This window comes from Roseobacter sp. HKCCA2468 (genome assembly GCF_037805105.1).
In the GTDB taxonomy this organism is placed as follows: Bacteria; Pseudomonadota; Alphaproteobacteria; order Rhodobacterales; family Rhodobacteraceae; genus M30B80.
Genome location: NZ_JBBLYN010000001.1, coordinates 614,463 through 638,501, shown reverse-complemented (window position 1 = coordinate 638,501; position 24,039 = coordinate 614,463). Strand labels below are relative to the sequence as shown.

The 24,039-nt window shown below is 55.9% G+C and carries 22 protein-coding genes and 1 pseudogene; 7 read left to right on the top strand and 16 right to left on the bottom strand.

Annotated features, from left to right (window positions below; translation table 11 throughout):
• The first annotated feature begins 11 nt into the window (after positions 1-11).
• From dxr to AAC620_RS03205, 5 genes are all read left to right on the top strand, one after another.
• Complete coding sequence (dxr, locus tag AAC620_RS03225; RefSeq protein ID WP_340242779.1) at positions 12-1,190, top strand: 1-deoxy-D-xylulose-5-phosphate reductoisomerase; 1,179 nt, start codon at positions 12-14, stop codon at positions 1,188-1,190.
• 15 nt (positions 1,191-1,205) lie between these two features.
• On the top strand, positions 1,206-2,537 hold the full coding sequence (gene rseP / locus AAC620_RS03220; protein ID WP_340242778.1) for an RIP metalloprotease RseP: 1,332 nt from the start codon (positions 1,206-1,208) through the stop codon (positions 2,535-2,537).
• Between the two features lie 94 nt (positions 2,538-2,631).
• Positions 2,632-2,766, top strand: a complete 135-nt coding sequence (locus AAC620_RS03215; RefSeq protein WP_317654573.1) for a hypothetical protein — start codon at positions 2,632-2,634, stop codon at positions 2,764-2,766.
• Between the two features lie 121 nt (positions 2,767-2,887).
• Positions 2,888-5,194, top strand: coding sequence for an outer membrane protein assembly factor BamA (gene bamA / locus AAC620_RS03210; RefSeq protein ID WP_340242777.1), 2,307 nt, complete (start codon positions 2,888-2,890; stop codon positions 5,192-5,194).
• The gene (locus AAC620_RS03205; RefSeq protein WP_340242776.1) at positions 5,194-5,787 is read left to right on the top strand and encodes an OmpH family outer membrane protein; all 594 of its coding nucleotides are present in this window, start codon (positions 5,194-5,196) and stop codon (positions 5,785-5,787) included. Before bamA ends, AAC620_RS03205 begins: the two co-directional genes overlap by 1 nt.
• A gap of 63 nt (positions 5,788-5,850) precedes the next feature.
• Here AAC620_RS03205 and AAC620_RS03200 read toward each other — a convergent pair whose 3' ends face one another.
• The 5 genes from AAC620_RS03200 to AAC620_RS03180 form a co-directional block, all read right to left on the bottom strand.
• Positions 5,851-7,161 (bottom strand): branched-chain amino acid ABC transporter permease, encoded by a 1,311-nt coding sequence (locus AAC620_RS03200; protein WP_340242775.1) that lies wholly within the window; start codon positions 7,159-7,161, stop codon positions 5,851-5,853.
• Positions 7,158-8,168 carry a branched-chain amino acid ABC transporter permease gene (locus tag AAC620_RS03195; protein ID WP_340242774.1) on the bottom strand — a complete coding sequence of 337 codons (1,011 nt, stop codon included), beginning with the start codon at positions 8,166-8,168 and terminating at the stop codon, positions 7,158-7,160. The genes AAC620_RS03200 and AAC620_RS03195 overlap by 4 nt, the downstream gene beginning before the upstream one ends.
• A gap of 3 nt (positions 8,169-8,171) precedes the next feature.
• Positions 8,172-8,891 (bottom strand): ABC transporter ATP-binding protein, encoded by a 720-nt coding sequence (locus AAC620_RS03190; RefSeq protein WP_340242773.1) that lies wholly within the window; start codon positions 8,889-8,891, stop codon positions 8,172-8,174.
• Complete coding sequence (locus AAC620_RS03185) at positions 8,888-9,670, bottom strand: ABC transporter ATP-binding protein (protein WP_340242772.1); 783 nt, start codon at positions 9,668-9,670, stop codon at positions 8,888-8,890. Before AAC620_RS03185 ends, AAC620_RS03190 begins: the two co-directional genes overlap by 4 nt.
• Positions 9,671-9,745: 75 nt before the next feature.
• A complete protein-coding gene (locus AAC620_RS03180) occupies positions 9,746-10,930 on the bottom strand; it encodes an ABC transporter substrate-binding protein (RefSeq protein ID WP_317654580.1) in 1,185 nt (394 codons plus the stop codon).
• 256 nt (positions 10,931-11,186) lie between these two features.
• On the opposite strand from AAC620_RS03180, the gene AAC620_RS03175 reads away from it, so the two are divergent.
• Entirely contained in the window at positions 11,187-11,681 is a 495-nt protein-coding gene (locus tag AAC620_RS03175) for a YaiI/YqxD family protein (RefSeq protein ID WP_340242771.1), read from the top strand.
• An 81-nt stretch (positions 11,682-11,762) separates the two neighbouring features.
• On the top strand, positions 11,763-13,223 hold the full coding sequence (der, locus tag AAC620_RS03170) for a ribosome biogenesis GTPase Der (protein ID WP_340242770.1): 1,461 nt from the start codon (positions 11,763-11,765) through the stop codon (positions 13,221-13,223).
• Between the two features lie 55 nt (positions 13,224-13,278).
• Here the strand turns inward: der and grxD are convergent, their stop codons facing one another.
• The 11 genes and pseudogenes from grxD to mazG form a co-directional block, all read right to left on the bottom strand.
• The gene (grxD, locus tag AAC620_RS03165) at positions 13,279-13,638 is read right to left on the bottom strand and encodes a Grx4 family monothiol glutaredoxin (RefSeq protein WP_317654583.1); all 360 of its coding nucleotides are present in this window, start codon (positions 13,636-13,638) and stop codon (positions 13,279-13,281) included.
• 13 nt (positions 13,639-13,651) lie between these two features.
• Positions 13,652-13,888, bottom strand: coding sequence for a BolA/IbaG family iron-sulfur metabolism protein (locus tag AAC620_RS03160; protein ID WP_340242769.1), 237 nt, complete (start codon positions 13,886-13,888; stop codon positions 13,652-13,654).
• Between the two features lie 88 nt (positions 13,889-13,976).
• Complete coding sequence (purL, locus tag AAC620_RS03155; protein WP_340242768.1) at positions 13,977-16,139, bottom strand: phosphoribosylformylglycinamidine synthase subunit PurL; 2,163 nt, start codon at positions 16,137-16,139, stop codon at positions 13,977-13,979.
• 328 nt (positions 16,140-16,467) lie between these two features.
• Positions 16,468-17,370, bottom strand: a complete 903-nt coding sequence (locus AAC620_RS03150; protein WP_340242767.1) for a LysR family transcriptional regulator — start codon at positions 17,368-17,370, stop codon at positions 16,468-16,470.
• A 143-nt stretch (positions 17,371-17,513) separates the two neighbouring features.
• Complete coding sequence (locus AAC620_RS03145; RefSeq protein ID WP_317654587.1) at positions 17,514-18,128, bottom strand: TetR/AcrR family transcriptional regulator; 615 nt, start codon at positions 18,126-18,128, stop codon at positions 17,514-17,516.
• Positions 18,121-19,011, bottom strand: a pseudogene (ppk2, locus tag AAC620_RS03140) (polyphosphate kinase 2). The gene AAC620_RS03145 and the pseudogene ppk2 overlap by 8 nt, the downstream one beginning before the upstream one ends.
• Positions 19,012-19,068: 57 nt before the next feature.
• Positions 19,069-20,016, bottom strand: coding sequence for a homoserine O-succinyltransferase (locus AAC620_RS03135; protein ID WP_317654589.1), 948 nt, complete (start codon positions 20,014-20,016; stop codon positions 19,069-19,071).
• 34 nt (positions 20,017-20,050) lie between these two features.
• A complete protein-coding gene (locus tag AAC620_RS03130) occupies positions 20,051-20,923 on the bottom strand; it encodes an ATPase (RefSeq protein WP_340243600.1) in 873 nt (290 codons plus the stop codon).
• Positions 20,924-21,015: 92 nt separating this feature from the next.
• Positions 21,016-22,149: an outer membrane protein transport protein gene (locus AAC620_RS03125; protein ID WP_340242766.1), complete on the bottom strand. Its 1,134-nt coding sequence runs from the start codon at positions 22,147-22,149 to the stop codon at positions 21,016-21,018.
• A 93-nt stretch (positions 22,150-22,242) separates the two neighbouring features.
• Positions 22,243-23,139 (bottom strand): DMT family transporter, encoded by an 897-nt coding sequence (locus AAC620_RS03120; RefSeq protein ID WP_340242765.1) that lies wholly within the window; start codon positions 23,137-23,139, stop codon positions 22,243-22,245.
• Positions 23,140-23,226: 87 nt separating this feature from the next.
• A complete protein-coding gene (gene mazG, locus AAC620_RS03115; protein ID WP_340242764.1) occupies positions 23,227-24,039 on the bottom strand; it encodes a nucleoside triphosphate pyrophosphohydrolase in 813 nt (270 codons plus the stop codon).

Here is a 24,039-nt window from a genome sequence, read left to right as displayed (position 1 = left end):
AAATTGCTCAGATGCGCCGTGTCAGTATTTTTGGGGCCACTGGCTCCATCGGGCAGAACACCCTCGATTTGATCGCGCGCGCCCCTGATGCCTATCGGGTTGTGGCACTTTCGGGCGGGGGCAATATTGACCAATTGGCGCGGGATGCCATCGCACATCGTGCCGAAATCGCGGTAACCGCCTATGAAGATCGACTGCCTGATCTGAAATCTGCACTTGCAGGGACGGGGGTTGAGGCCGCCGCAGGCGAGGCCGCGTTGATCGAGGCCGCATCGCGCCCTGCCGATTGGGTCATGTCGGCCATTGTAGGCGCGGCGGGCATCGCGCCTGGATTTGCGGCGCTGCAACAAGGCGCAACGCTGGCCTTGGCAAATAAGGAAAGCTTGGTTGCGGCGGGGCAATTGCTTTTGGCAACGGCCGCATCCCATGGCGCGCGGATCTTGCCCGTAGACAGCGAACATTCCGCCGTGTTTCAAGCCCTTGTCGGTGAAGATATTGCCGAGGTTGAGCGCGTGATCATCACCGCGTCTGGCGGCGGGTTACGGCATTGGCCGATTGAGAAATTGGCCCATGCAACACCCGAAGATGCGGGGGCGCATCCGAATTGGGATATGGGGCAAAGGATTACAATCGACAGTGCATCAATGTTTAATAAGGCGCTGGAACTCATTGAAACGCGAGAATATTTCGGGATTTCGCCCGCGCAGATCGAGACCATCATTCATCCGCAATCGTTAATCCATGCTTTGGTGGGGTTTCGCGATGGTGCGTTGATGGCCCATCTTGGCCCGCCAGATATGCGCCATGCGATTGGCTATGCCTTATATTGGCCAAAGCGTCAGGATCTTCCTGTCGCGCGGCTTGATCTGGCGCAGATTGCGCAGCTGCAATTCGAGGCGCCAGATTTGGCGCGTTTCCCTGCCTTGCGCCTTGCCCGCGATGTGATGGAGATGCGCGGGGGGGCTGGGGCGGCGTTCAACGCCGCCAAAGAAGTGGCGCTTGACGCGTTTTTGGCGCGCGAGATTGGATTTATGGACATGGCCGCGGTGGTCGAAGAGACGCTTGCTGCGCTTTCCAAGGAATTAACCCTGTCAAATCCGCTTGAAACCCTTGCAGATGTTCTCGCGATGAACCATCTCGCGAGGGTGCGGGCGCGGTCAGTGATTTCTGCGCGGATCAAAAAGACATAAAATACAGGGCAAGTGATGGATTTCCTCCCCCAATTCGGCAGTTTTGCCTTTACCATGTTGGCCTTTATTGCAGCGATTTCAATCATCGTAGCGATCCATGAATATGGTCACTACATTGTCGGGCGGTGGTCTGGCATCCGTGCGGATGTGTTTTCTATCGGGTTCGGGCCTGTGCTGCTCTCGCGCAAAGATCGGCGGGGCACGCAATGGCAAATCGCGGCTTTGCCGTTTGGCGGTTATGTCAAATTTGCAGGCGATGCGAATGCCGCCTCTGTTGGGGCGGATGCGGCGGTTACGCCTGCGCGTAATACGATGCATGGCGCGCCCCTTTGGGCCCGCGCGGCCACGGTTGTGGCGGGGCCGTTGTTCAATTTTATCCTGTCCATTGCGATTTTCGCAGGCGTGGTCTTGGTCTCGGGTCAAGCAACGGATGAGCCCCGTGTTGGGGCGCCGCGCGACCTGCCGCCCGTCTATCAATCGCTGGAGGCGGGGGATCTGATCCTTGCGCTTGAGGGGCAAGAGATCGAAAGTTTTGCGGCGCTTTTGCAAATCGCCTCTGACCTGCCGCCTCGTCCGCGTGTGAGCTATGAAGTGCTGCGCGATGATCGCGCCATTTTGGTCGAGGCCTCAGCGCCGCTGCCGCCTGTCGTTGATGGCGTTCAGCCGCAATCGGCGGCTATGGAGGCGGGCTTGCGCGAGGGCGATGTGATTTTGGCCGTGAATGGCGCGGATATTTGGAGCTTTTCCCAACTCCGCGCGGCGGTTGATCAGGCCGAGGGTGCGCCGATTGATTTGACGCTTTGGCGGGCAAATGGCACCCAAGAGGGGCAGGAAATCGCTGTGACCCTGTCGCCGCGGCGCACCGATTTGCCTGTCGCATCGGGTGGGTTTGAAACGCGTTACCTGATCGGCGTCACGGGGGGCATGCTCTTTGTTCCGCAAACCGAGGCGGTGGGGCCCTTGGCCGCGCTCTCCTATGGGGTGTCGCAAACGGGGTTCATCATCACCTCATCGCTATCGGGGCTTTGGCATATGATCACAGGGGCGATTTCGACCTGTAATCTGCAAGGCCCAGTGGGAATTGCGGAAACCTCAGGTGCTGCCGCCGCGCAAGGGATTGCAAGCTTTATCTGGCTGATTGCGGTTCTCTCTACCGCGGTTGGTTTGATGAACCTTTTCCCGATCCCAATTCTGGATGGTGGGCATCTGATGCTTTACGCCTTTGAGGCCGTTGCAGGGCGCAAACCGCCTGAAATGTTCATGCGTGTTTTCATGACGGTTGGGTTGACCCTGATCATGGGGTTGATGGTGTTCGCGGTGTTCAACGATGTTCTGCTCTGCCCCTAAGGCAGGCCGCTGAATTCCCCTGAATTCGCCCCAATTCTGCCCAAGTGTTTTGGTATCCGTTCATGTGTTTCACATATTCGGGGATCAAAGACCGATGAAATTTTTACAGCGCCAATTGCCGCGTCTCAGCTATCTGTCGGCGATTCTTGGGGATCGTATCCTTGGCCCCAGTATCGTTGTTTTGGCTTTGGGTTTTGCGGTGATGCTTGCACCGATTGTGCAAAGCTAACACCAAGAGGTTGAAAAGGGCGTAAGTTTCGCCCGTTTTTGCGCGCATTTTTTTGACATTGCCCCCTGCAATCGCTAGGGATGCTTTAGGATTTGCTAAAGCAAAAAAAGGCGGGCGCAGAATGTCGCGTAAATCAAACAATCGCAAATATCGCAGCGGGCTGATGACAGCCTCGGTTTTGGCGATGGGGATGGCCCTTTCAGGGCTTGCGGTTGCGCAGGATATTGCGCTGGACGCTATCGTGATTGACGGAAATATCCGTATCGAAGAGGCAACGATCCTCTCATATGCAGGCATCGCGCCCGGCGGCACAATCACAGCAGGCCAAGCCAATGATGCTTTGCGCCGCCTGCAGGATACAGGTCTATTTGAAACAGTTGATCTGCGCCTAGAGGGCAACACGGTGTTTATCGAGTTGCAAGAATACCCTACGATCAACGAGATCAGCATCGAGGGAAATGATCTGCTTGATGATGATGCGCTTTCAGCTTTGCTGACATCGCAACCGCGCCGCGTCTATAGTCCCGCCATCGCTGAGGCCGATGCACAGGCCATCGTGGATGCCTATCGCCAGACAGGCCGCCTGAGTGCAACGGTGACCCCGCAGATCATCCGCCGCAGCGACAACCGCGTTGATCTTGCCTTTGAAATCACCGAAGGCCGCGTGGTGGAAACCGAAAGCATCACCTTTGTCGGCAACCGCGCCTTTTCAGACCGCCGTTTGCGCCGTGTTCTGCAATCCACCCAAGCGGGGTTTTTCCGCGCGATTATCAGCCGCGATACATTTGTGGCGGATCGACTGGCCTTTGATCAACAGCTTTTGACCGATTTCTATCGTGATCGCGGCTATGTTGATTTTGAGGTGCAATCTGTCACATCGGAACTTGCCCGTGCGCGGGATGGGTTCTTTGTGACCTTTAACATTGTTGAAGGACAAAGCTTTTCCTTCGGTGCATTAACCGCAAGCAGTGACTTGCCCGAAGTGAATGTCGAAGAATTCCAAGCCGCAATCGACCTGGACGAGGGTGTAACCTATTCTCCGCGTCTGGTGGATCGCACGATTTCGCGGCTTGAAAATCTGGCGACCGAGCAGGGGTTGCGCTTCATCCGTGTTGAGCCGCGGATTACCCGAAATGACGAAGATCTCACCTTGGATGTGGAATTTGCCATTGTCCGCGGCCCGCGGGTTTTCGTAGAACGGATTGATATTGAGGGCAACGCAACCACGCTTGACCGCGTTGTGCGGCGTCAATTCGATATGGTCGAAGGGGATCCGTTTGATCCACGCGAAATTCGCCAAGCGGCTGAACGGATCCGTGCGCTGAATTTCTTTTCAAATGTTGACGTGAATGCGCGCGAAGGCACGGGCAGCGATCAGGTGATCGTGGATGTGAATGTCGAAGAAACGCCAACAGGCACGCTTGGCTTCTCGGTCAATTATTCGACCGATGTTGGCACCGGGCTTGCCGTTCAGTTTAACGAACGCAATTGGCGCGGGCGGGGTCAGACCGTGGGTCTGTCCTTTGATACCACCTCTGGCTCGCGTTCCTTGCGGGCTAATTTCGTAGAACCCGCCTATTTGCGCCGTGATTTGGAATTGGCTCTTTCGGTTTTCAGCAGTTCGACTGACCAACAAAATGCGACCTATAACACCAATGAAGTGGGTGTCAGCGGTGCGTTGGAATTCCCTGTCAGTGAATACGGACGTTTGCGCCCCTCTTTGCGGATTGCGCAGTCAGAATTGACCAATGTTCCGACCACATCATCGGATATTCTGCGGCGCGAGGCGGGCAGCTATGACAGCAGCTCCATCGGTCTGGGCTATATTTACGACACGCGCGGCGTGGGGCTTGACCCAACCTCGGGCGTATTGGTGCGCGCCAATGCTGAATTGGGGGGATTGGGTGATGATCAATTCCTGCGCACCACCGCGCTTGTGCAGGGGGAGACCACGGCCTTCCGTGAAGAGGTTTCGTTGCGTGCCGCGTTCGAGCTTGGCTCGGTGAATATGCTTGATGGCAATAGCCGCGTTACGGATCGTTTCTTCCTCGGGTCGCGCCAAATGCGTGGTTTTGATGCCGGCGGGATCGGGCCACGGGATCGCAATTCTGCGAACCAAGACGCGCTTGGCGGCAACCAATTCGCCGTTGCGCGCTTTGAGGCAGGCTTCCCCATCGGGGTGCCCGCCGAATATGGCATTTCAGGCGGCGTCTTTTATGACGTCGGCACCCTATGGGGCTTGGATGACGTCTTGGGCACAGGTGGCAACCTCGTTGACGATGACAGCTATCTGCGCAGCACGATTGGCTTCTCGATCTTCTGGGATACGCAAATCGGCCCGCTGCGGTTTAACTTCTCGCGGCCTGTCTCTAATGAATCCTATGACCGCACCCGCAACTTCGACTTTACGGTTGAGGCGCGCTTCTGATGCCTTTGCGCGCTTGGCTGCGCGTGGGTGGATGTGCCCTTGTGTTTGCCCTCTATGGGGCAGGGGTGAGGGCGCAGGATATCAGCGCTCAACCCCCGCAAGCACCCGCACAGGTGTTGCTGATTGATCAAGATCGTCTGTTTTCTGGGTCGGTCTTTGGTCAGGCAGTCGGGGGGGTGATTGATCGCGTGGGGCGTGATCTTTCGGCACAGAACCGTGAGATTGAAGATGTTCTGACCCAAGAAGAACAACGGTTAACCGAATTGCGCAGCAGCCTCAGCATCGAGGATTTTCGTCTGCGTGCTGCTGAATTTGACGCCCGTGTCGTTGAAATCCGCAGTGAGCAAGACGCGAAAAACCGCGCGCTTGGCGCCTATGCGGAAGCGGCGCGACAGCGGTTCCTTGAGATCATGGGGCCAATTCTTATTGATCTGGTGCAGCGCAGCGGGGCTGAGGTGCTGATGGATCGCCGCGCTGTGATCTTTGCCCGAGATGATATTGATATCACCGATGAGGCGATTGCCGCGATTGATGCGGCCTTGGCAGATCGCATTGATGAGATCCTCGCTGAGTTACCTGAACCTCAGCTTTGAAGCGTGGTTTTGACGCGCCCGCGCAGCCCAAGGGGACCCCTTCGCTTCGCGGGCGCTGTTTTTTCAGCGTTCTGGCAACAGGCCACGCGGGCTGAAGCGTAAGACCAAGAGCAGGATAAGACCCATGGTCAAAAGGCGCATATGTGCGGCGGCATCCATAAGGTGATCTTTCAGCCATCCTTCGGCCATGCCCGCCGTGATCCCCTGCAACAGCAGCAGACCCAAAGGTTCCACCTGAATCCAGAACCACCAGATCAAGAAGCCGCCCAAGACCGCGCCGATATTGTTGCCTGATCCGCCCACAATCACCATCACCCAGATCAGGAAGGTAAAGCGCAGCGGTTGATAGGTGCTTGGCACAAGTTGGCTGTCCAACGTGGTCATCATTGCGCCTGCAAGGCCACAAACGGCCGAGCCAAGGATGAAAATCTGCAAATGCCGCGCCGTGACATTTTTTCCCATCGCGGCGGCAGAAACTTCGTTGTCGCGAATGGCGCGGATCATCCGCCCCCAGGGCGAGTTGAGCGCGCGCTGTGTCAGCCAGATCAGGGCAATCAGGACGATTGAGAATAACACCGCATAGGCCAGCTTGACCGCGATGGAGGAGGCGGTGACAGGGTCAGCGCCTAATCCCTGCATCGCGCCAACAAAGGCTTGGTTGGCTTGTAGGTCAACCTCGTAGGGCACGGGGCGGGGCAGGCCGATAACGTTTTTCACGCCGCGCGCCAACCAATCTTCGTTTTTCAGGATGTAGATGATGATCTCAGCCACACCCAAAGTGGCAATCGCCAGATAATCCGACCGCAGACCAAGCGCGGTTTTCCCGATGATCCATGCGGCCCCTGCGGCAAGCAGCCCACCCACAGGCCATGCCAGAATGATGGGCAAACCAAGACCCCCGATATTGCCCGTCAAGGCAGGGTCAATGGCCTCAACCGTGGCCACGGCAGGGTCAAACACCGTGCGGAAGATGAAAAAGCCCGCAATTAACAAGCCCGCCATCGCAAGGCCGCGCAATTTGTGACCTTTCATCTTGCCCCATAGCGCAATCGCGGCGGCAATGGTTGCGCCGCCCATTAACAGGGCAAGCAAGATTTGCCATCCGCCTGTGGCCCCCCATGCCCCCTCAACAGGGTCAGAGGCCACCAAAACAGCCGCCAAACCGCCAAGCGCGGTAAAGCCCATGACACCCACGTTAAAGAGGCCCGCATAGCCCCATTGGATATTCACACCAAGCGCCATGATGGCCGAGATCAGACCCATGTTCAGAATAGACAGCGCGGTATTCCATGATTGAACAAAGCCTGTGCCGATATAAAGCACAGCCACCAACGCAAAGAGAACTGACGCCTTGCGATCCACTGTCAGGTTCATACCGATTTTCCTTTCATGATCCCTGTGGGTTTAAACAGAAGCACGATCAGAAGGATCGTAAAGCTGACGGCAAATTTATAATCGGTCGATAGAAGCTGCAGCATTCCTTCGGGGCTCCAGCCTTCGGGGCCGATATATCCAACCACCTTACGGAAGGCATAGGTGACCGCGATTTCGGAATAGGCGATCAGGAAGCCCCCCAAGATTGCCCCCAGAGGATTGCCAAGCCCGCCCACAATCGCGGCGGCAAATATGGGCAAGAGCAGTTGGAAATAGGTGAAGGGCTTAAAGCTTTTGTCGAGACCATAAAGCACGCCCGCCGTGGTCGCCAAAGCCGCCACAATCAACCACGTGATCATCACAACACGCTCAGGGTTGATGCCTGAGAGCAGTGCCAAATCTTCGTTATCGGAAAACGCGCGCATGGATTTGCCCGTGCGGGTTTTGTTCAAGAACCAAAACAGGGCCACCACCGCCAAAATCGCCACGATCACCGTGATGGCTTGGGTCGAACGGATGGCGAGCCCTTCGTCAAGGCCTGTCATGTCTTTGAAATTACGAGCAGAGATCAGGAACCTTGCCCCATCGGCGAAGTTTTGATCATCAACCCCGATGATAAAGCGCACGATCCCATTCATCACGAACATCACGCCAATTGAGGCAATCACAAAGATCACAGGCTTGGCTTTGGTTTGGCGATAAAAGCGATAGACCATCTTATCCGTGCCGACCACCAAGGCGGCTGTGGCAGTGATGCCAAGGGGCAGGGCTATAAGGGCGGTTGGCAAAGGCCCCGCCGTGACACCTAAAGATTGTAGGCCCCATGTGGCCAGAATGGTGATCATCGTGCCAAAGGCCATCGTGTCACCATGCGCGAAATTGGAAAAGCGCAAGATGCCGTAAATCAACGTCACCCCAAGCGCACCAAGCGCCAATTGCGCGCCATAGGCGGTGGCAGGCACAATCACGAAATTCAACAAAGCGACAATTGCGTTTAGAAGATCCATTCCTCAACCCCCCAAGAAGGAGCGGCGCACATCCGCATCTGCCAACAATTCTTTGCCTGTGCCTGTATGGGCATTGCGCCCTTGCACCAAAACAAAGCCCTTATCCGCGATTTCCAACGCCTGACGCGCGTTTTGTTCGACCATCAAAATGGGGATGCCCGTGCGGGACACTTCGATGATGCGGTCAAATAACTCGTCCATGACAATGGGCGAAACACCTGCGGTCGGCTCATCCAACATCAACACTTTCGGCTTGGTCATCAGCGCGCGACCCACGGCCACTTGTTGACGCTGCCCGCCTGATAATTCGCCCGCCGCTTGGCGGCGTTTGTCTTTAAGGATTGGAAAGAGGCTATAGACCTGCTCCATCGTGTCGCGTAAATCATCGCGGCGGATATAGGCACCCATCTCCAAATTTTCCTCGACCGTCATAGAGGTGAAGATGTTATTGGTTTGCGGCACAAACCCCATCCCGCGCACAACGCGATCTTGCGGCGAAAGTGCGGTGATATCATCCCCGTCCAACACAACACGCCCCTCGCGCAGCGACAGCATGCCAAAGACCGCCTTCATGGCGGTCGATTTGCCCGCGCCATTAGGGCCCACAATGACGGCGATCTCGCCGCGCTCGACCGCGATGGTGCAGCTGTGCAGGATATCGGCCCCTTTGCCATATCCGCCCGTCATCGCCTCGCCGATCAAAAAGGGTGATGTCTCGCTCATGCCCCGATCTTGTCCTTATTTTTTAGACCTGTCCCAAGATAGGCCTCAATCACATCGTCATTGGCTTTGATCTCGTCCAATGTGCCTTCGGCCAAAACGCGCCCTTCGGCCATCACGATCACAGGGTCACAAAGCCGCCCGATGAAATCCATGTCATGTTCAATGACGCAGAATGTATATCCGCGCTCTTTGTTCAGGCGGATGATCGCATCGCCAATCGTGTTCAACAGCGTGCGGTTAACGCCTGCACCCACCTCGTCTAGAAACACGATCTGTGCATCAACCATCATCGTGCGGCCCAGTTCCAGCAGCTTTTTTTGGCCACCAGAAATCGCGCCTGCCGGATGATCTGCGAGATGGGAAATGGTCAAAAACTCCAACACCTCATCGGCCTTGGCTTTCAGCGCGCGCTCTTCTTCAGCAATGCGTTTGCGACCGAACCATGTGTTCCACAGCGTTTCCCCCGATTGGCCGCTTGGCACCATCATCAGGTTCTCGCGGCAGCTCATGGATGAGAATTCATGCGCGATCTGAAATGTGCGCAGCAATCCCTTGCCAAATAGCTCGTGCGGCGGAAGGCCCGTAATATCCTCGCCATCCATGACAACGCGGCCAGATGTCGGGGGTAAAACGCCCGCAATCACGTTAAACAGCGTGGTCTTTCCCGCGCCATTTGGGCCAACCAGACCCGTGATCGAGCCTGTTTCAATTGTCAGGCTTGCGCCATCCACGGCGTGAAAGCCGCCAAAATGTTTGTGCAGATTTTCGACAGTAATCATCGCTTGTCCCGCATCCTTTAAACGAAGCAGCCCGGAAATCACTCCGGGCTGCCCGTTGGTCTTGATTAGATCAACTTAGCGGAAGCGTGCTGTTGTGATCTCGCCGCCAGAGATTTCGATCTCGCGATAGTTGCCCGCGGATTCACCTGGCTCGATCAATTCAACGGCAGAGGCACCAACATAGTCGATGTCTTCGCCCGCTGCGATCAATTCCAAGGCTTTGCCCAATTCACCAGGCAGGATTGGTGTGCCTGGGGCGTTTGCGATATCCATGATCTCGCCTGCGTAATCGGCAGGGTTGCTTGAGCCTGCGGCCTGCATGGCCAACATGATCAATGCAGCTGCGTCATAGGATTCTTTTGCGAAAGGCTGGGTGCCATCGAACCCTGCTTCAGCGGCGAGGGTTTCGAAAATCGATGCACCTTCGCTATCGGTGCCAGGGTGCTGGCCGAAGGAGCCATCAATCTCGCTACCAAAATTTTCAACGAGGGCTGAAGACACCATGCCGTCAGGGAAGACGAAGGTCTCAAACGCGCCAGAATCCAGCGCCGCGCGGATGATGCCCGAGCCGCCCTGATCCACATAGCCTGCAACGACCAATGCGTCACCGCCCGCAGCTGCCAAGGCGCCTACTTCTGCAGAGTAATCCGCACGGCCATCTTCATGCGCTGCAACGAGGGTCACAGTGCCACCTGCAGCTTCGAATGCTGCGGCAAAGCTATCAGCCAAGCCTTGGCCGTAATCGTTGTTGGTATAGGTCACCGCAACGGATTTGATGCCGCGATCCATGATCACTTCGGTCATCACAACACCCTGACGCGCGTCAGATGGCGCGGTGCGGAAGAAGAGGCCATTGTCTTCAACGGTGGTCAGCGCAGGCGAAGTGGCGGATGGGGACACCATGACCATGCCATTTGGCACGGCTACGTTTTGCAGCATTGCGTTGGTGACGCCCGAGCAATCCGCGCCGACAATCCCGCTGACGCCATCAGATGTGATGAGGCGTTCTGCAACAGCAGTTGCAGCGGCCGCGTCAATACACGTGCTGTCGCCGCGCACGGAGACAACAGTCGCGCCGTTCAGGAAATTGCCGCTTGCGTTCACTTCGTTCATCGCCAATTCCGAGCCACCAGCCATGTCAGGCGCAAGCGATTCAAGCGGGCCTGTAAAGCCCACAACAGTGCCGATCTTTACCTCTTGTGCGGTTGCCATGGACGCAAGCGCCAAGGAGGCGGCCGAAGCCAGCAAAAGTTTTTTCATGAAGAACTCCCAAGTTGTTGTTATTACCCCAGATGGATAAGAATTAATGCCAGCTTACGGGGTTGGAAAGAGAAAACGACCCATAACGGCGGGGAATTGAACCGCATTTGCGCGGATTTGCGGATCATTCGCCTGTGGATAGAGGGAATTGAGCCAATTCGCCTTACATTTTTCTGCAAAATGCCCCGCTAGACGATTTTTTTCCCGCGGGCGGAAATTGGAAGATTCGCGGATAGCAGACGCGGGAGACGTGAAAATGACGGAAGATGCCCCCAAGACTGAAATGCCAAGGCCAAGCTCACCAATGGTGTTTGTGGATGCAGATGCCTGTCCCGTGCGCGAAGAGGCCATTCGCGTGGCGCTGCGCCACAAGATTGGAGTGCGCTTTGTGGCCAATCAATATTTGCGTCTGCCCGATCACCCGCTTTTGGCGATGCATCTGGTGGGGGACGGGTTTGATGCCGCCGATGATGCGATTATAGCCGGGCTTGAAGCGAATGATATTGTGGTGACTGACGATATTCTTTTGGCGGAACGCGCGTTGAAATTAGGCGCGCAGGTGATTTCGCCCAAGGGGGATGCCTATACAATGGGCACAATTGGCGCGCAGGTGGCGACACGCGCGCTGATGGCTGATTTGCGGGCTGGCCTGCTGCAGGAGGGCGCCCCTTCTGGCCCGCGCCCCTTTGCCAAGGCGGATCGTTCGCGGTTTCTTGAGCGGTTCGATCTGATGCTGCGCCGTGCAAAATAGCGGTCGAGATTTGCTTGGGCTTTCCTTCGTCCCTGCCTTAAGATAGGGGACGGGTCTTAGGAATTTTACACTGTCGAGATCATGAGCTTTACCCTCGCCATTATTGGTCGGCCCAATGTGGGCAAATCCACCTTGTTCAATCGTTTGGTGGGCAAGCGCCTTGCCTTGGTTGATGATCAACCCGGTGTCACCCGTGATCTGCGCGAAGGCGCGGCGCGGCTTGGATCCATGCGGTTCACTGTGGTTGACACGGCGGGTCTTGAGGAAGCCACAGATGACAGTCTGCAAGGCCGTATGCGCCGCCTGACAGAACGGGCGGTTGATATGGCGGATGCGTGTCTGTTTTTGATTGACGCGCGCACAGGCCTGACGCCGACCGATCATGCCTTTGCCGATCTGCTGCGCAAGCGCGGTGTCACTGTTCTTTTGGGCGCAAATAAATCCGAAGGACGGGCAGGGCAGGCAGGGTGGCTTGAGGCCTATGAGCTGGGCTTGGGCGAGCCTTTAGCCCTATCCGCTGAGCATGGCGAAGGTATGGGCGAATTGGCCGTGGCCCTTGCCCCGCTGATCGAGGCGAAGGAAGCCGAGGATTACAGCCCCGAAACCGATATCGAGCTTGATGAGGATGAAACCGAGGAAGGGGGCCTGCGCGAATTAACGCTTGAGCGGCCTTTGCAAATCGCCGTTATCGGCCGCCCAAATGCAGGCAAATCCACCCTCATCAACCAAATCTTGGGGGAGGAGCGTTTGCTCACGGGCCCCGAGGCGGGGATTACCCGTGATGCGATCTCCCTTCCAGTGACATGGGATGGGGTGCCGATGCGAATTTTCGACACGGCAGGGATGCGCAAACGCGCCCGCGTGCAGGAAAAACTGGAAAAGCTCTCCGTGGCCGATGGCCTGCGTGCTGTCAAATTTGCCGAAGTGGTCGTGGTTTTGCTGGATGCGGCCATTCCATTTGAGGCGCAAGATTTGCGCATCGCTGATCTGGCCGAGCGCGAGGGGCGCGCGGTGGTGATTGCGGTAAACAAATGGGATGTTGAGGATGAGAAGCAGGAAAAACTCAAATTCCTGCGCGATCGTCTTGAAAAATTATTGCCGCAAATCAAAGGCGTGTCGATGGTCACGGTTTCGGCCAAGACAGGCAAAGGGCTAGATCGACTGCATGCGGCAATCATTAACGCCGCCACGATTTGGAACCGCCGTGTGCCAACAGCCACGCTGAACCGATGGTTGGGGGAAATGATAGAGGCGCATCCACCGCCCGCACCATCAGGGCGGCGTATTCGCCTGCGCTATATGACCCAAGCCAAAGCGCGCCCGCCCTCGTTTGTTGTGATGTGTTCGATGCCAGAAAAGCTGCCTGAGAGCTATTCGCGCTATTTGGTCAATGGGTTGCGCGATAGTTTTGACATGCCAGGTGTGCCGATCCGTCTGTTCATGCGCAGCCAAGCGGATAAAAACCCCTACAAGGATCGCAAAAAATCCATTCCCTCGCGCCTCAGCAAACATGTGCGCAAGGGGGATACGAAAAAGAAATAAAAAATGGCGCGTCAGGCAAAACCTAACGCGCCAATTTTCAGAATATCAAACGAAATCAGGCGTTTGCCTCGCGAATTTTATCTGCGGCTTCTTTGTCATAGCTGACATTTTGCGCGTCAAACATCGCGTCCAACTCGCCTGAGAGGGTCATCTCAGTGATGATATCGCAGCCGCCCACGAATTCGCCCTTCACATAGAGTTGCGGGATCGTGGGCCAATCTGAGAAATCCTTGATCCCTTGGCGGATATTTTCATCTTCTAACACATTCACATCGGCAAATTCCACGCCCATGTAATTCAGAACACCTGCCACGCGGCTGGAAAACCCGCATTGTGGCATGGATTTTGTGCCTTTCATGAACAAGACCACGTCATTTTTCGTGATCATCTCTTTGATCTGATCTTCTACGCTCATCTGGGTCTTCCTTTTAATCGGGGGCGCGGGTGGTGAGGGCAAGCGCGTGCAATTCGCCCGCGCTGCCATCCATTTTGCCTTTGAGGGCGGCATAAACAGCACGTTGTTGGGCCACGCGGTTCATGCCCTTAAAGCTAGCGTCAATCACTTGAGCCGCGAAATGCTGGCCATCATCACCCTCAACCGTGATCTGCGCTTGAGGAAAAGATGCGCGGATTAGGTCCTCGATGTCTTGTGCTGTGATTGCCATATCTGCCCTCATGAATTCCGGTCTGTTACGTCTAATCTAGGCCCCGATATGGCCCCAAACAAGGGGCCTGTTGGGGGCGCATTATGGGTCAGTCAAACAGGCGGGACAGCGTGCCATCTGATAGGGTCCGAAGCGCATCAAGACTTTCGCTAGAGCCGCCGATGGTGATCTGGTCGCCGCCAAATTTTCCAACCGTGGTGATCTGAAGGCCCACTTGGCCCGCGGCAACCATCAAGGCTTCGGCCTTATCGGTCGAGCAGGCAATCAAATAGCGCCCCTGATCTTCGCCAAACAAGCTGGCCGCATCGCTTGCGTCCAATGTTACACCCGTGTCGGAGGCTGCGGCCATCTCAAACGCAGCCAAGGCAAGCCCGCCATCCGAGAGGTCATTGCATGCCGAAATCATTTCGCGATTGTCGAGAATGAATTGGCCCGCTTTCCGCTCTGCCTCAAGATCCACGGGGGGGGCATCGCCCTCAACGCGATGGAACACTTCGGCCAACAGCGCAGATTGGCCCAAATGACCTTGGGTTTCCCCGATCAAAAGCGCCCAGTGTCCTTCGCGTGCCGTTCCGTTGATCAGGTCGCGGTCAATATCCACAATCAAACCAACCGCCCCAATGGTGGGAGTGGGCAGGATCGCGCTGCCATCGGTTTCATTGTAAAGGCTGACATTGCCCGAAACGATTGGGGTGTCGAGCGCTGAACAGGCCGCGCCAATGCCCTTAATGGCACCCACGAATTGGCCCATAATTTCGGGCTTTTCAGGGTTTCCAAAATTCAGGTTGTCGGTGGTTGCAAGCGGTGTTGCCCCTACAGAGACAAGGTTGCGATAGGCCTCAGCCACGGCCTGCTTGCCGCCCTCAAAGGGGTTCGCTTTGACATAGCGCGGTGTCACATCCGAGGTGAATGCCAGCGCCTTATTCGTGCCTGCCACGCGCACAACGCCCGCCCCATAGCCCGGCGTGCGGATCGTGTCTGCGCCAACTTGGGTGTCATATTGTTGATAGACCCACCCGCGCCCGCAGTAATTGGGCGAAGACAAAAGCGCCTTTAACCCATCAATCGGGTCGATTTCTGGGATGAAATCCACCGCCTCGGCGGCGGGGGTTTCGACCCAAGGGCGGTCATATTCTGGTGCCGTAGAGGACAGTTTCGACAGCGGCAAATCCGCCTTCACCGCATTGCCGTGCATGATCACGAAGCGGTCTTCAGCAATCGTTTCCCCGACAATAGCAAAATCGAGATCCCATTTTTCAAAAATGGCGCGTGCCTCGGCCTCTTTTTCGGGGCGTAGCACCATCAACATGCGCTCTTGGCTTTCAGAGAGCATCATTTCATAGGCGGTCATATTGGGCTCGCGCTGCGGCACATGATCAAGTTGCAGCTTGATCCCCAAGCCGCCCTTATCCCCCATCTCGACCGCAGAACAGGTCAGACCTGCGGCGCCCATATCTTGGATCGAGATGACCGCGCCTGAGGCCATCAATTCAAGGCAGGCCTCAAGCAAGCGCTTTTCTGTGAAAGGGTCGCCAACCTGAACAGTTGGGCGCTTTTCTTCAATCGTGTCGTCAAATTCGGCGCTGGCCATCGTGGCCCCGCCAACCCCGTCACGACCTGTCTTGGCGCCCAAATAGACAACAGGCATCCCCACGCCAGAGGCGGCGGAATAGAAAATCTTATCCGTCTCAGCCAGACCAGCGGCAAAGGCATTGACCAAGCAATTGCCATTATATGCCGCGTCAAAGCGCAACTCGCCGCCCACAGTGGGGACGCCGAAACTGTTGCCATAGCCGCCAACACCGCGCACAACCCCATGGATCAAAGAGCGTGTTTTGGGATGATCTACCGCACCAAAGGAGAGTGCATTCATCGCCGCAATTGGACGCGCGCCCATTGTGAAAACATCGCGCAAAATTCCACCCACGCCCGTGGCCGCGCCCTGATAGGGCTCGATATAAGAGGGGTGGTTGTGGCTTTCCATTTTGAACACGACCGCCTGACCATCGCCAATATCGACAATGCCCGCGTTCTCGCCTGGCCCGCAAATGACCTGCGGCCCTTCGGTTGGTAGGGTGCGCAACCATTTTTTCGAAGATTTATACGAGCAATGCTCGTTCCACATGGCCGAAAAAATGCCAAGTTCCGTGAAATTCGGGATGCGTCCGATAATCTCGAGGATGCGCTCATATTCATCAGGCTTAAGGCCATGTGCAGCGATCAACTCGGGGGTGATTTCGGGTTCGGTCATGGGGTATCGTTCCTGTGGCGAGGCGCAATGGCGCGCAGACACCCCGTCTTTACGGCATAGGCGCGCGAGGGGAAAGGGGGGCGGGGCACAGGTTTTGCAAAAGCCGCATCTTGCGCTTTGGCCAAAAAAAAGGCCGAGACAAGTCTCGGCCGAAGTCCAACAGGGAGGTAGTCATGACACTTTGTGCAAATGTCATCACTGCTGCCCAATTAATGATCACTTTGCGAAGTATCAAGAAAAATCCCGCCACAAGAATGCAAACCCGCTATGCATGTGGCGCATATCACACAGGATCATGGCGGAAATGTCACGCAGGAGTTCGGGCCGTTTAGACGTTTCCGTCCCGTTCTTTGCGGCGATGTGCGATGATTTCTTCGGTCACAAATTCGCGGAAGGCCTCAATGCGTTTGGACTGCCGCAGTTCTTCGGGATAGGCAAGGAAAACGGGCACATCATTGCTTTCGACAGTGTCGAGAACGCGCACCAAATTGGGAAAGTCTTGGGTCAGGTAATCGGGCAAGACCCCAATGCCAAGGTGATGGATGACGCCCTGCAGCACCCCGAAATAGTTATTTACAGTCAAGAAGCTGCCAATTTCATAAGACATCAGCTGACGCACCAAAAGCGCACCTGAGGAGACCTGTGCCGCCGTTGCATTTTGACTGATCAGGCGATGGTCGCGTAAATCCTCAAGTGTTTGGGGAACGCCGTTTTGTTCAAGATATTGGGGCGATGCGTAAAGACGCATGCGAATATTCATCAAACGCTTGCGAATGAGATCCGCTTGGCTGGGTTCCTTCATGCGGATGGCCACATCGGCCTCGCGCATTGGCAAATCCAGCACCCGTTCCTCAAGCATCAAATCAATCTTGAGATTGGGATATTTTTCATAAAGCGCGGGCAGGCGCGGTGCCAACCAAAGCGAGCCAAAGCCGATGGTGGTGGTCACGCGCAATTCACCGAATACCTCTTCTTCGCTGTCGCGAATGCGGGCGGCGGCGGCATCAAGTCGCTTTGCCATATGGCGCGTGGCATCGAATAGCAATTCGCCTTGTTCGGTCAGGATCAAACCGCGCGCGTGACGATGGAACAGGGTTGCGTTTAATTCGTCTTCCAAGGATCGAATTTGGCGCGACACCGCCGATTGGCTGAGATGCAGCACGTCCCCCGCATGGGTCAAACTGCCTGCATCCGCCACGGCGTGAAAGATCCGTAAACGATCCCAATCCATTACATTCATCCTGCGCGCATATCCAAGTAGTTGGACTATAAGGGTTTTCTTGCGTTCTTTAAAGGGAGATCGTCACATTTGTGTAAATTTTACGGGCCAGTGCCATTTTTTTTGGCACTGCGTGTCGTCTCCTGTGTCCTGCGCTAACAGTCTTTGTCGAGCAGGCCAAGACCACGCAGATAAATCCCGATCCCTGCCTCAAGAAGGTCTTCGGCGGGGAAGGGGGCATTGCCACCTTCGCGACCGCGCGCAAAGAGTTCGACCACCCCGTGGCTCATGGCCCAGATATGTGCGGTAAACATGGATGCAGGCGGGCGTCTGTCGGCGGGCAATTGTGCGCTAAGTGCCTCGGCGGCCCGTTCCAAAATCGCGCGGGATCTTTCTGATGCACGGGCCAAATCAGGATGGGCATTGGCCGAAAGGCCGCTTTCAAACATGGCCATGTAGTGACCAGGATAAGATTGCGCAAAACGCAAATAAGCGCGGCCCGTGGCCTCGAATGCGGCCAGAGGGGCAGATTTGCTGTTGAACGCGGCCTCCATCGCCTCGCGAAAGATCGCATGACCTTGCAAGGCTGCCTCGGTGATCAATTCTTCACGGCCTTGAAAATGGCGATACACGGCGGCAGGGGTCACGCCCGCATCCTTGGCCGCCTCGGCCAAGGTAAAACCTGCAGGGCCTTTTTCGGTGATCAACCGCAAAGCGGCCTCAACCAAGGCTTGACGCAAATTGCCGTGATGATAGCCCTGTTTACGCATTGTCCCCTTGATCTGTCCAAGCCTCAGGCCCGCCACTTATGGCAGGATCGGGGGCAGACGCAAGGTTGGGGTCTTTTTCTGGATAGTCATACTGGCTGAGAATCTGTCGGATCACCGCCAAACGCGCGCGGCGTTTATCATCGGCACGGATCACATGCCACGGCGCTGTCGCGGTATGGGTGCGGGTCAGGGTTTCGCGGATCGCGGCGCTGTATTCGTGCCATTTCGCCAGACCATCGACATCGATACGCGACAGTTTCCAATGTTTGAGCGGGTCATTCTCACGCGCCAAAAAGCGGCGCAGTTGTTCGGCACGGCCCAGATTAAGCCAGATTTTCGTCAGGCTGATCCCATCCTCAAGCAGCATATCCTCGAACCGTGGGGCTTGGGCAAAAAAGGCCTCGCGTTGCGTGGGGGTGCAAAACCCAAACACATGTTCCACAACGCCCCGATTATACCATGAGCGATCAAAGAGCCGAATTTGCCCGCGGCTTGGCAGATGCTGAATATAGCGTTGGAAATACCATTGCCCCGCTTCGGTTTCGCTGGGTTTCGACAAGGCCACAATTTGCGCCACCCGCGGGTTTAGGTTTTCCATGACGCGCGCAATCGCGCCACCCTTGCCTGCGGCATCGCGCCCCTCGAAAATAACGGCAATCCGTTGCCCTGTTTCGCGCACCTATGCGTGAAATTTTGCCAGTTCGATTTGTAATGCGGTCATTTCAGCCATGTAGAGACTGTTTTGCATCCGCGCAGCATAGGGATAAGTCGGATCAAAAATGTCGGACGTCTCGGCTGTCTTTAGGGCCGCGCGGATCGCCTCGGGCGCATCGTCTTCAAAATAGCGCGTAATGGCGCCATCAAATGGTTTTCTATCAATCATGGCCAATTTCCCAGTGCAGACTGGGATGAATATAGGGACGCATCTTGCGCCCGTCTATCACCGCCGCAGATCGGTGCTGTCTTGACCAATGCGCGCCATATCAAAGGGTGTCGTCAGGTAGATTTCCGAAATCCAATTGCCGAATAGAAGATGGGCATGGCTGCGCCAGCGGTTGAGCGGCTTTTGGCTTGGATCATCGTGAGGGAAGTAATTGACGGGCAGGGCGATACTGGCCCCGTCCACCTGCACATTGCCCAGATCACGTTGATATTCTTCGGCCAAGGTGGTGCTATCATATTCAAGATGATTGAAGATATAGAGCGCGCGATGTGCGCTATCTTCGACCAAGGCAGGGCCCACCTCGGGACTGTCGAGCAAAACGGGCAGACCCGCGGCCTCGATCTCGGGGCGGCGCATTTCCGTCCAACGGCTGACGGGCATCACCAAATCATCGGAGAACCCGCGCAAATAGGGGCTGTCTGATTGCAGATTGCGATGCCGATAGCACCCGAATTGCTTTGCGGGCAGCATATGTTTTTTGACGCCGTGGAAATAATTGATCATCGCCATCCCGCCCCAGCAAATGCCAAAGGTGGAATGGACATTGGTTTGCGTCCATTCGAAGATTTCGCACAGCTCAGACCAATAGGTCACATCTTCGAAATCCAGATGCTCAATCGGCGCGCCTGTGATGATTAGGCCATCAAATTTTTGGTCGCGCACATCACGAAATGGCTGATAAAATTCGGCCATATGTTCCGCGGCGGTGTTCTTTGTTTCATGTTCGCTCATGCGGATCAGCGAGAATTCCGTCTGCAAGGGCGATGCGCCAATCAGGCGGGCAAATTGCGTCTCGGTCTGAATTTTCTTGGGCATCAGGTTCAAAAGCCCAATTTTCAATGGCCGAATATCTTGGCTTTCTGCCGCGCTGCGCCCCATGACCATCACCCCCTCATCCCGAAGGATGGAGAATGCAGGCAGGCTGGTTGGCAGGGTTATCGGCATTTGTTGATCCGTATCTTCAGCGCGAAAAGGGGATTTAGGTGATCTCGCCGCGCACCTCAAGGGCTGTGGCGATCAAAGCAATCACATCTTGTGCATCGGACACACGCGCCACATCCTCGGCGCTGACCCTCAGGCCCCAGTTCTTCGCCATGTCGCGATAGAGCGGCGCGCGATGATGCAAGGCTGCCGCATAGGTGTTGCGGATAAAGTCATCTGGATTGACCGCATCGGGCGACAGCCCCGTTTCGGCCAAATAGTCAGCCCATCGCGCATTCAGAAATTGCGGTTGGTAATACATGGGCTTTGGCGCACGGGTGAAACGGCGGATCAATTCCTCGGTATGATCTTCGCTGCCTTCAATCCAAATCATCAGGCAATTTTGCGCAAGCGTGCGCAGCACTTCGTCTTGCGGGTCATTGGGGTCAACCACCTCGCAAATAGAGCCGCCGGTGTCGCAGACGAAATTGGCATATCCATAAAGGTCGCGCGCGCGGCTGATAAAGCTGGGCGTGTCCAAAAGGGCGTTGATCTCAGCGCGCCGATGCAGCGCCTGACGGCGCATATATTCTTCAAACCCGACCCCACCCTTGGCAGGATCACCAGGTTTTCCGAGGAAGGTAGAGAGCGGCGCGAGGTTGTTAAACGTGATGTTTGAGCCGATATAAATCGAATCCGACTTCAGCAAATCTGCCAGAAACGGCACTTGCATTGCCTGACGTTTGAGATTGTCGACAATATGCTCGCCCATATAGGCGGTGCCAATGCGGTAATCGATGGAATAGTGGAACCAATCCCCAGCATCGCGTAACAAATTGGCAAGCCGTGTCTTGCCAAGGCCTGACATCCCGAAAAAAAGAACCTGTTTTTGCGCCGCTGCACGCCAATCGCTTGCGGATTTATAAAGCATTTCCATTGGGCCTGCCGCCTTTGCCAAAGCCTTGTTTTGGCAGGTCTATCCCGAAAACCTGCCAAATTCCAATGGCGATTTTGCGCGCCGCCTTAAAAGCGATGGCTGAGACTGATCGTGACAAGCCTTGCCCTGTTTCCGTTGAACCGCGCAAAGGGCGTGGTTCCAAGCCCCGTTGTTGTGTCGTCAAATCGCACCTCAGAGAGGGCAAACCCGATGGCCGCGCCGCCGCGCGTATATTCGGCCCCAAGCGTGAAGGCGCGTAGGCCATCAACGGGGGCAAGGTTGCTAGATAGCCCGCCCGTTTGCGGTTCTTGCGAATACAGGGCCGATATACCCCATTCCGCGCTGAGGCGATGCTTGACGCCCAAATCATAGCGCATGACATCATCACGATATGTGACCAATGCCCCCGCAGGGTAAAGGTTTGGCCTGATCTCAAATCCCCCCCAACGGCTTTGTTGAATGCGGCCAAAAAGGGCGGTGTTGGTCGCAATGCCCTGTTGAAAATCAAGGCTGAGGGTTGCGGGCATCTCAACGCCAAACCGCGTGTCGCTGAGGGCAGGGGTCGCGCCTGCCGCGCCTAATACCCGCCCCTCTTGGCCTGAAAACGTCAAATCAATCGGGCTGGTATAGCTAAGGGCAAGGCGGGTGCCGAATTCAGGGCGGCTATAGGCAAGCCCTAGAACATAGCCAAGGCCCGTATCGCTTTCGCCATCAAAGCGGTAGGAAAAGACATTCGGCAAGCCTGCATTCAGCGAAACGTAAATATCACCATCCGATTGCAACAGGCGCAGACCACCATAAGCAAAGGCGTTTTGGCCGATGTCATAGGACAAAAGCGCCGTGATGGCACGGCTTTCCAATGTGGCAGCGGTGCCGTTCAGCGGATAGCCCGCCGCATTATAGGCGGTGTTGGCAGCATAGGGGGTGGTGATTTGCAAGGCCACGCCCATGCGATCACCCAAATCTTGCTTATATCCTAAATTCAGCGTGGTGCGGTTTTGCAGGACATTTTGTGCGCCCACGTTTGGCGTGGCGACAAGTGCGCCTGACACAGTAATATCGCGGCGCTGTGCGCTGATTTCGGCATAACCGCCATCCTCGAACAGGATGAGAGGTGAGAATGTGGTTTGATCTAGGCCCCCTGCATGGGCGACTTGGCCAATGCATAGGCTGCATAAAAGTAAATAAACGGGAGCAAGCAACCAACGCTTACGGGTCATGATGGGTGTCCCTCCTACAATGATCCCCCTTGGTGATCATTAAGCGCAAGCACACCCGTCTTGCATATATAAAAAATACCTAAAAAGTTACATTTAGCTGGTAGCGGAATTGCGGCGTTCTAACCGCGCGGCGCCTGTAATATTGAGGTAATTCGCCCCAAAAATAAGGGCTGCCCCCAAAAGAACCATGGCGTCAAGGGGTTCGGCATAGAGCATGACCCCAATCAGGGCAATCACAGGCAGGCGCACAAAATCCAGTGGCATCACCACCGAGGCGGGCGCGACACTGAGGGCGGATGTTAGGCAAAAATGCGCCACGAGCCCCGCAAAGCCGATCAAAACAATCCAAGCGACATTGCCCCCTGTCGGCAAGGCCATATCCCCATCGGCAAGGCTGCACACCAGTCCAAAGACCAGTTGCATGATGGTGAGGTAAAACATGATGCAGGTGATGGTTTGGCTCTGCGTCAGGCGCTTGGTGAAAATCGCGGTGCTGGCAAAACAAAGCGCCGCCGCTGCGGCAATGATCATTCCCGCAGAGGGGGGCGCCACCCAAGGGCGCACGACAAGAAGGATGCCGATGAACCCCACAACCGCGACAAATAGCTTGAGTCGCGTCAAACGCTCGCCCAAAAACAGGGCGGCCAAAAGCATGACCCAAAGCGGCGAGGTGAATTCAAGCGCGAAGACCTGCGCAAGTGGGATCACAGTGATCGCGTAAAACCACAGATTTTGCCCCGCAAAATGAAAGATATTGCGCCCCATATGCATCGGCAGCTTGTCGCGTTTGACCTCGCCCCATTTGCCAAAGACCGTGGCAAGGATCGCAACCACCACAACCCCCACAGCCGAGCGATAGGTCATGATCTCGAATGTGTCCAATTCAAAGGAGACAGCGCGCCCTGCGATGGCCATTAGGGTAAAGGCGACAATTGCTCCCGTCATCCAGAGCGCCGCCAATGCGGGGCGCTGTTGGTTTGCTTGGCTCATCAGTGCACGCTTTCCTAGGTTAGGCGCCCCAAAATCGCGCCAAGGCAGGAAGGTAGCTAAAATCACAGGCTTGGCAAGATGGCGGCGTTACAGCCCCTTGGTCTTGGCCTCTTGCCACAGGGCTTCCATCTCTTCGAGGTTGGACTGATCTGCGCTGCGACCAACAGCCCGAAGTTCTTTTTCTATATAATTGAAACGGCGGGTGAATTTTTCATTCGCTTTGCGCAAGGCCGTTTCAGGGTCGACCTTGAGATGGCGCGCCAGATTGGCCATCACAAACAGCAAATCCCCCATTTCTTCGGCAATTTTCTCTTGGGGGAGGGTCGCGCGCGCCTCGGCCAATTCAGCGGATTCTTCGGCGATTTTATCGATCACCTGATCTATCTGTGGCCAATCAAACCCCACGCGTGCTGCCCGTTTTTGTAGTTTTTCCGCCCGCATCAAGGCGGGCAAGCCGAGTGCGACATCGGCCAAAACCCCCGTTTTCGCACGGGCGGCGCGCTCGCGGGCTTTGATCTTTTCCCAATCTTCGACCTGTTGGTCTGCGGATTTGTCGCGATTTTCTGCGCCAAACACATGTGGGTGGCGCGCGACCATCTTGTCGGAAATGTCGCGCAGAACATCGTCAAAGGTGAAATATCCCGCTTCTTCCGCCATTTGCGCATGATAGACCGATTGCAGAACCAGATCCCCCAATTCGCCGCGCAATTCGCCCCATGAACGGCGCGAAATTGCATCGGCCACCTCATAGGCCTCTTCAATCGTGTAGGGGGCGATGCTGTCGAAATCTTGCTCGATATCCCAAGGGCAGCCCGCCTCTGGGTCGCGCAAGGCGCGCATGATCTCGAGAAGGCGGGCCATAGAGCCGCCGCCATTTTCAATCAGATCACGATCATACAT

Excerpts from the sequence above, each read along its gene's own strand:
- dxr (WP_340242779.1), top strand. The coding sequence starts at position 12 with ATGCGCCGTGTCAGTATTTTTGGGGCCACTGGCTCCATCGGGCAGAAC.
- rseP (WP_340242778.1), top strand. The coding sequence starts at position 1,206 with ATGGATTTCCTCCCCCAATTCGGCAGTTTTGCCTTTACCATGTTGGCC.
- AAC620_RS03215 (WP_317654573.1), top strand. The coding sequence starts at position 2,632 with ATGAAATTTTTACAGCGCCAATTGCCGCGTCTCAGCTATCTGTCGGCG.
- bamA (WP_340242777.1), top strand. The coding sequence starts at position 2,888 with ATGTCGCGTAAATCAAACAATCGCAAATATCGCAGCGGGCTGATGACA.
- AAC620_RS03205 (WP_340242776.1), top strand. The coding sequence starts at position 5,194 with ATGCCTTTGCGCGCTTGGCTGCGCGTGGGTGGATGTGCCCTTGTGTTT.
- AAC620_RS03200 (WP_340242775.1), bottom strand. The coding sequence starts at position 7,161 with ATGAACCTGACAGTGGATCGCAAGGCGTCAGTTCTCTTTGCGTTGGTG.
- AAC620_RS03195 (WP_340242774.1), bottom strand. The coding sequence starts at position 8,168 with ATGGATCTTCTAAACGCAATTGTCGCTTTGTTGAATTTCGTGATTGTG.
- AAC620_RS03190 (WP_340242773.1), bottom strand. The coding sequence starts at position 8,891 with ATGAGCGAGACATCACCCTTTTTGATCGGCGAGGCGATGACGGGCGGA.
- AAC620_RS03185 (WP_340242772.1), bottom strand. The coding sequence starts at position 9,670 with ATGATTACTGTCGAAAATCTGCACAAACATTTTGGCGGCTTTCACGCC.
- AAC620_RS03180 (WP_317654580.1), bottom strand. The coding sequence starts at position 10,930 with ATGAAAAAACTTTTGCTGGCTTCGGCCGCCTCCTTGGCGCTTGCGTCC.
- AAC620_RS03175 (WP_340242771.1), top strand. The coding sequence starts at position 11,187 with ATGACGGAAGATGCCCCCAAGACTGAAATGCCAAGGCCAAGCTCACCA.
- der (WP_340242770.1), top strand. The coding sequence starts at position 11,763 with ATGAGCTTTACCCTCGCCATTATTGGTCGGCCCAATGTGGGCAAATCC.
- grxD (WP_317654583.1), bottom strand. The coding sequence starts at position 13,638 with ATGAGCGTAGAAGATCAGATCAAAGAGATGATCACGAAAAATGACGTG.
- AAC620_RS03160 (WP_340242769.1), bottom strand. The coding sequence starts at position 13,888 with ATGGCAATCACAGCACAAGACATCGAGGACCTAATCCGCGCATCTTTT.
- purL (WP_340242768.1), bottom strand. The coding sequence starts at position 16,139 with ATGACCGAACCCGAAATCACCCCCGAGTTGATCGCTGCACATGGCCTT.
- AAC620_RS03150 (WP_340242767.1), bottom strand. The coding sequence starts at position 17,370 with ATGGATTGGGATCGTTTACGGATCTTTCACGCCGTGGCGGATGCAGGC.
- AAC620_RS03145 (WP_317654587.1), bottom strand. The coding sequence starts at position 18,128 with ATGCGTAAACAGGGCTATCATCACGGCAATTTGCGTCAAGCCTTGGTT.
- AAC620_RS03135 (WP_317654589.1), bottom strand. The coding sequence starts at position 20,016 with ATGCCGATAACCCTGCCAACCAGCCTGCCTGCATTCTCCATCCTTCGG.
- AAC620_RS03130 (WP_340243600.1), bottom strand. The coding sequence starts at position 20,923 with ATGCTTTATAAATCCGCAAGCGATTGGCGTGCAGCGGCGCAAAAACAG.
- AAC620_RS03125 (WP_340242766.1), bottom strand. The coding sequence starts at position 22,149 with ATGACCCGTAAGCGTTGGTTGCTTGCTCCCGTTTATTTACTTTTATGC.
- AAC620_RS03120 (WP_340242765.1), bottom strand. The coding sequence starts at position 23,139 with ATGAGCCAAGCAAACCAACAGCGCCCCGCATTGGCGGCGCTCTGGATG.
- mazG (WP_340242764.1), bottom strand. The coding sequence starts at position 24,039 with ATGTATGATCGTGATCTGATTGAAAATGGCGGCGGCTCTATGGCCCGC.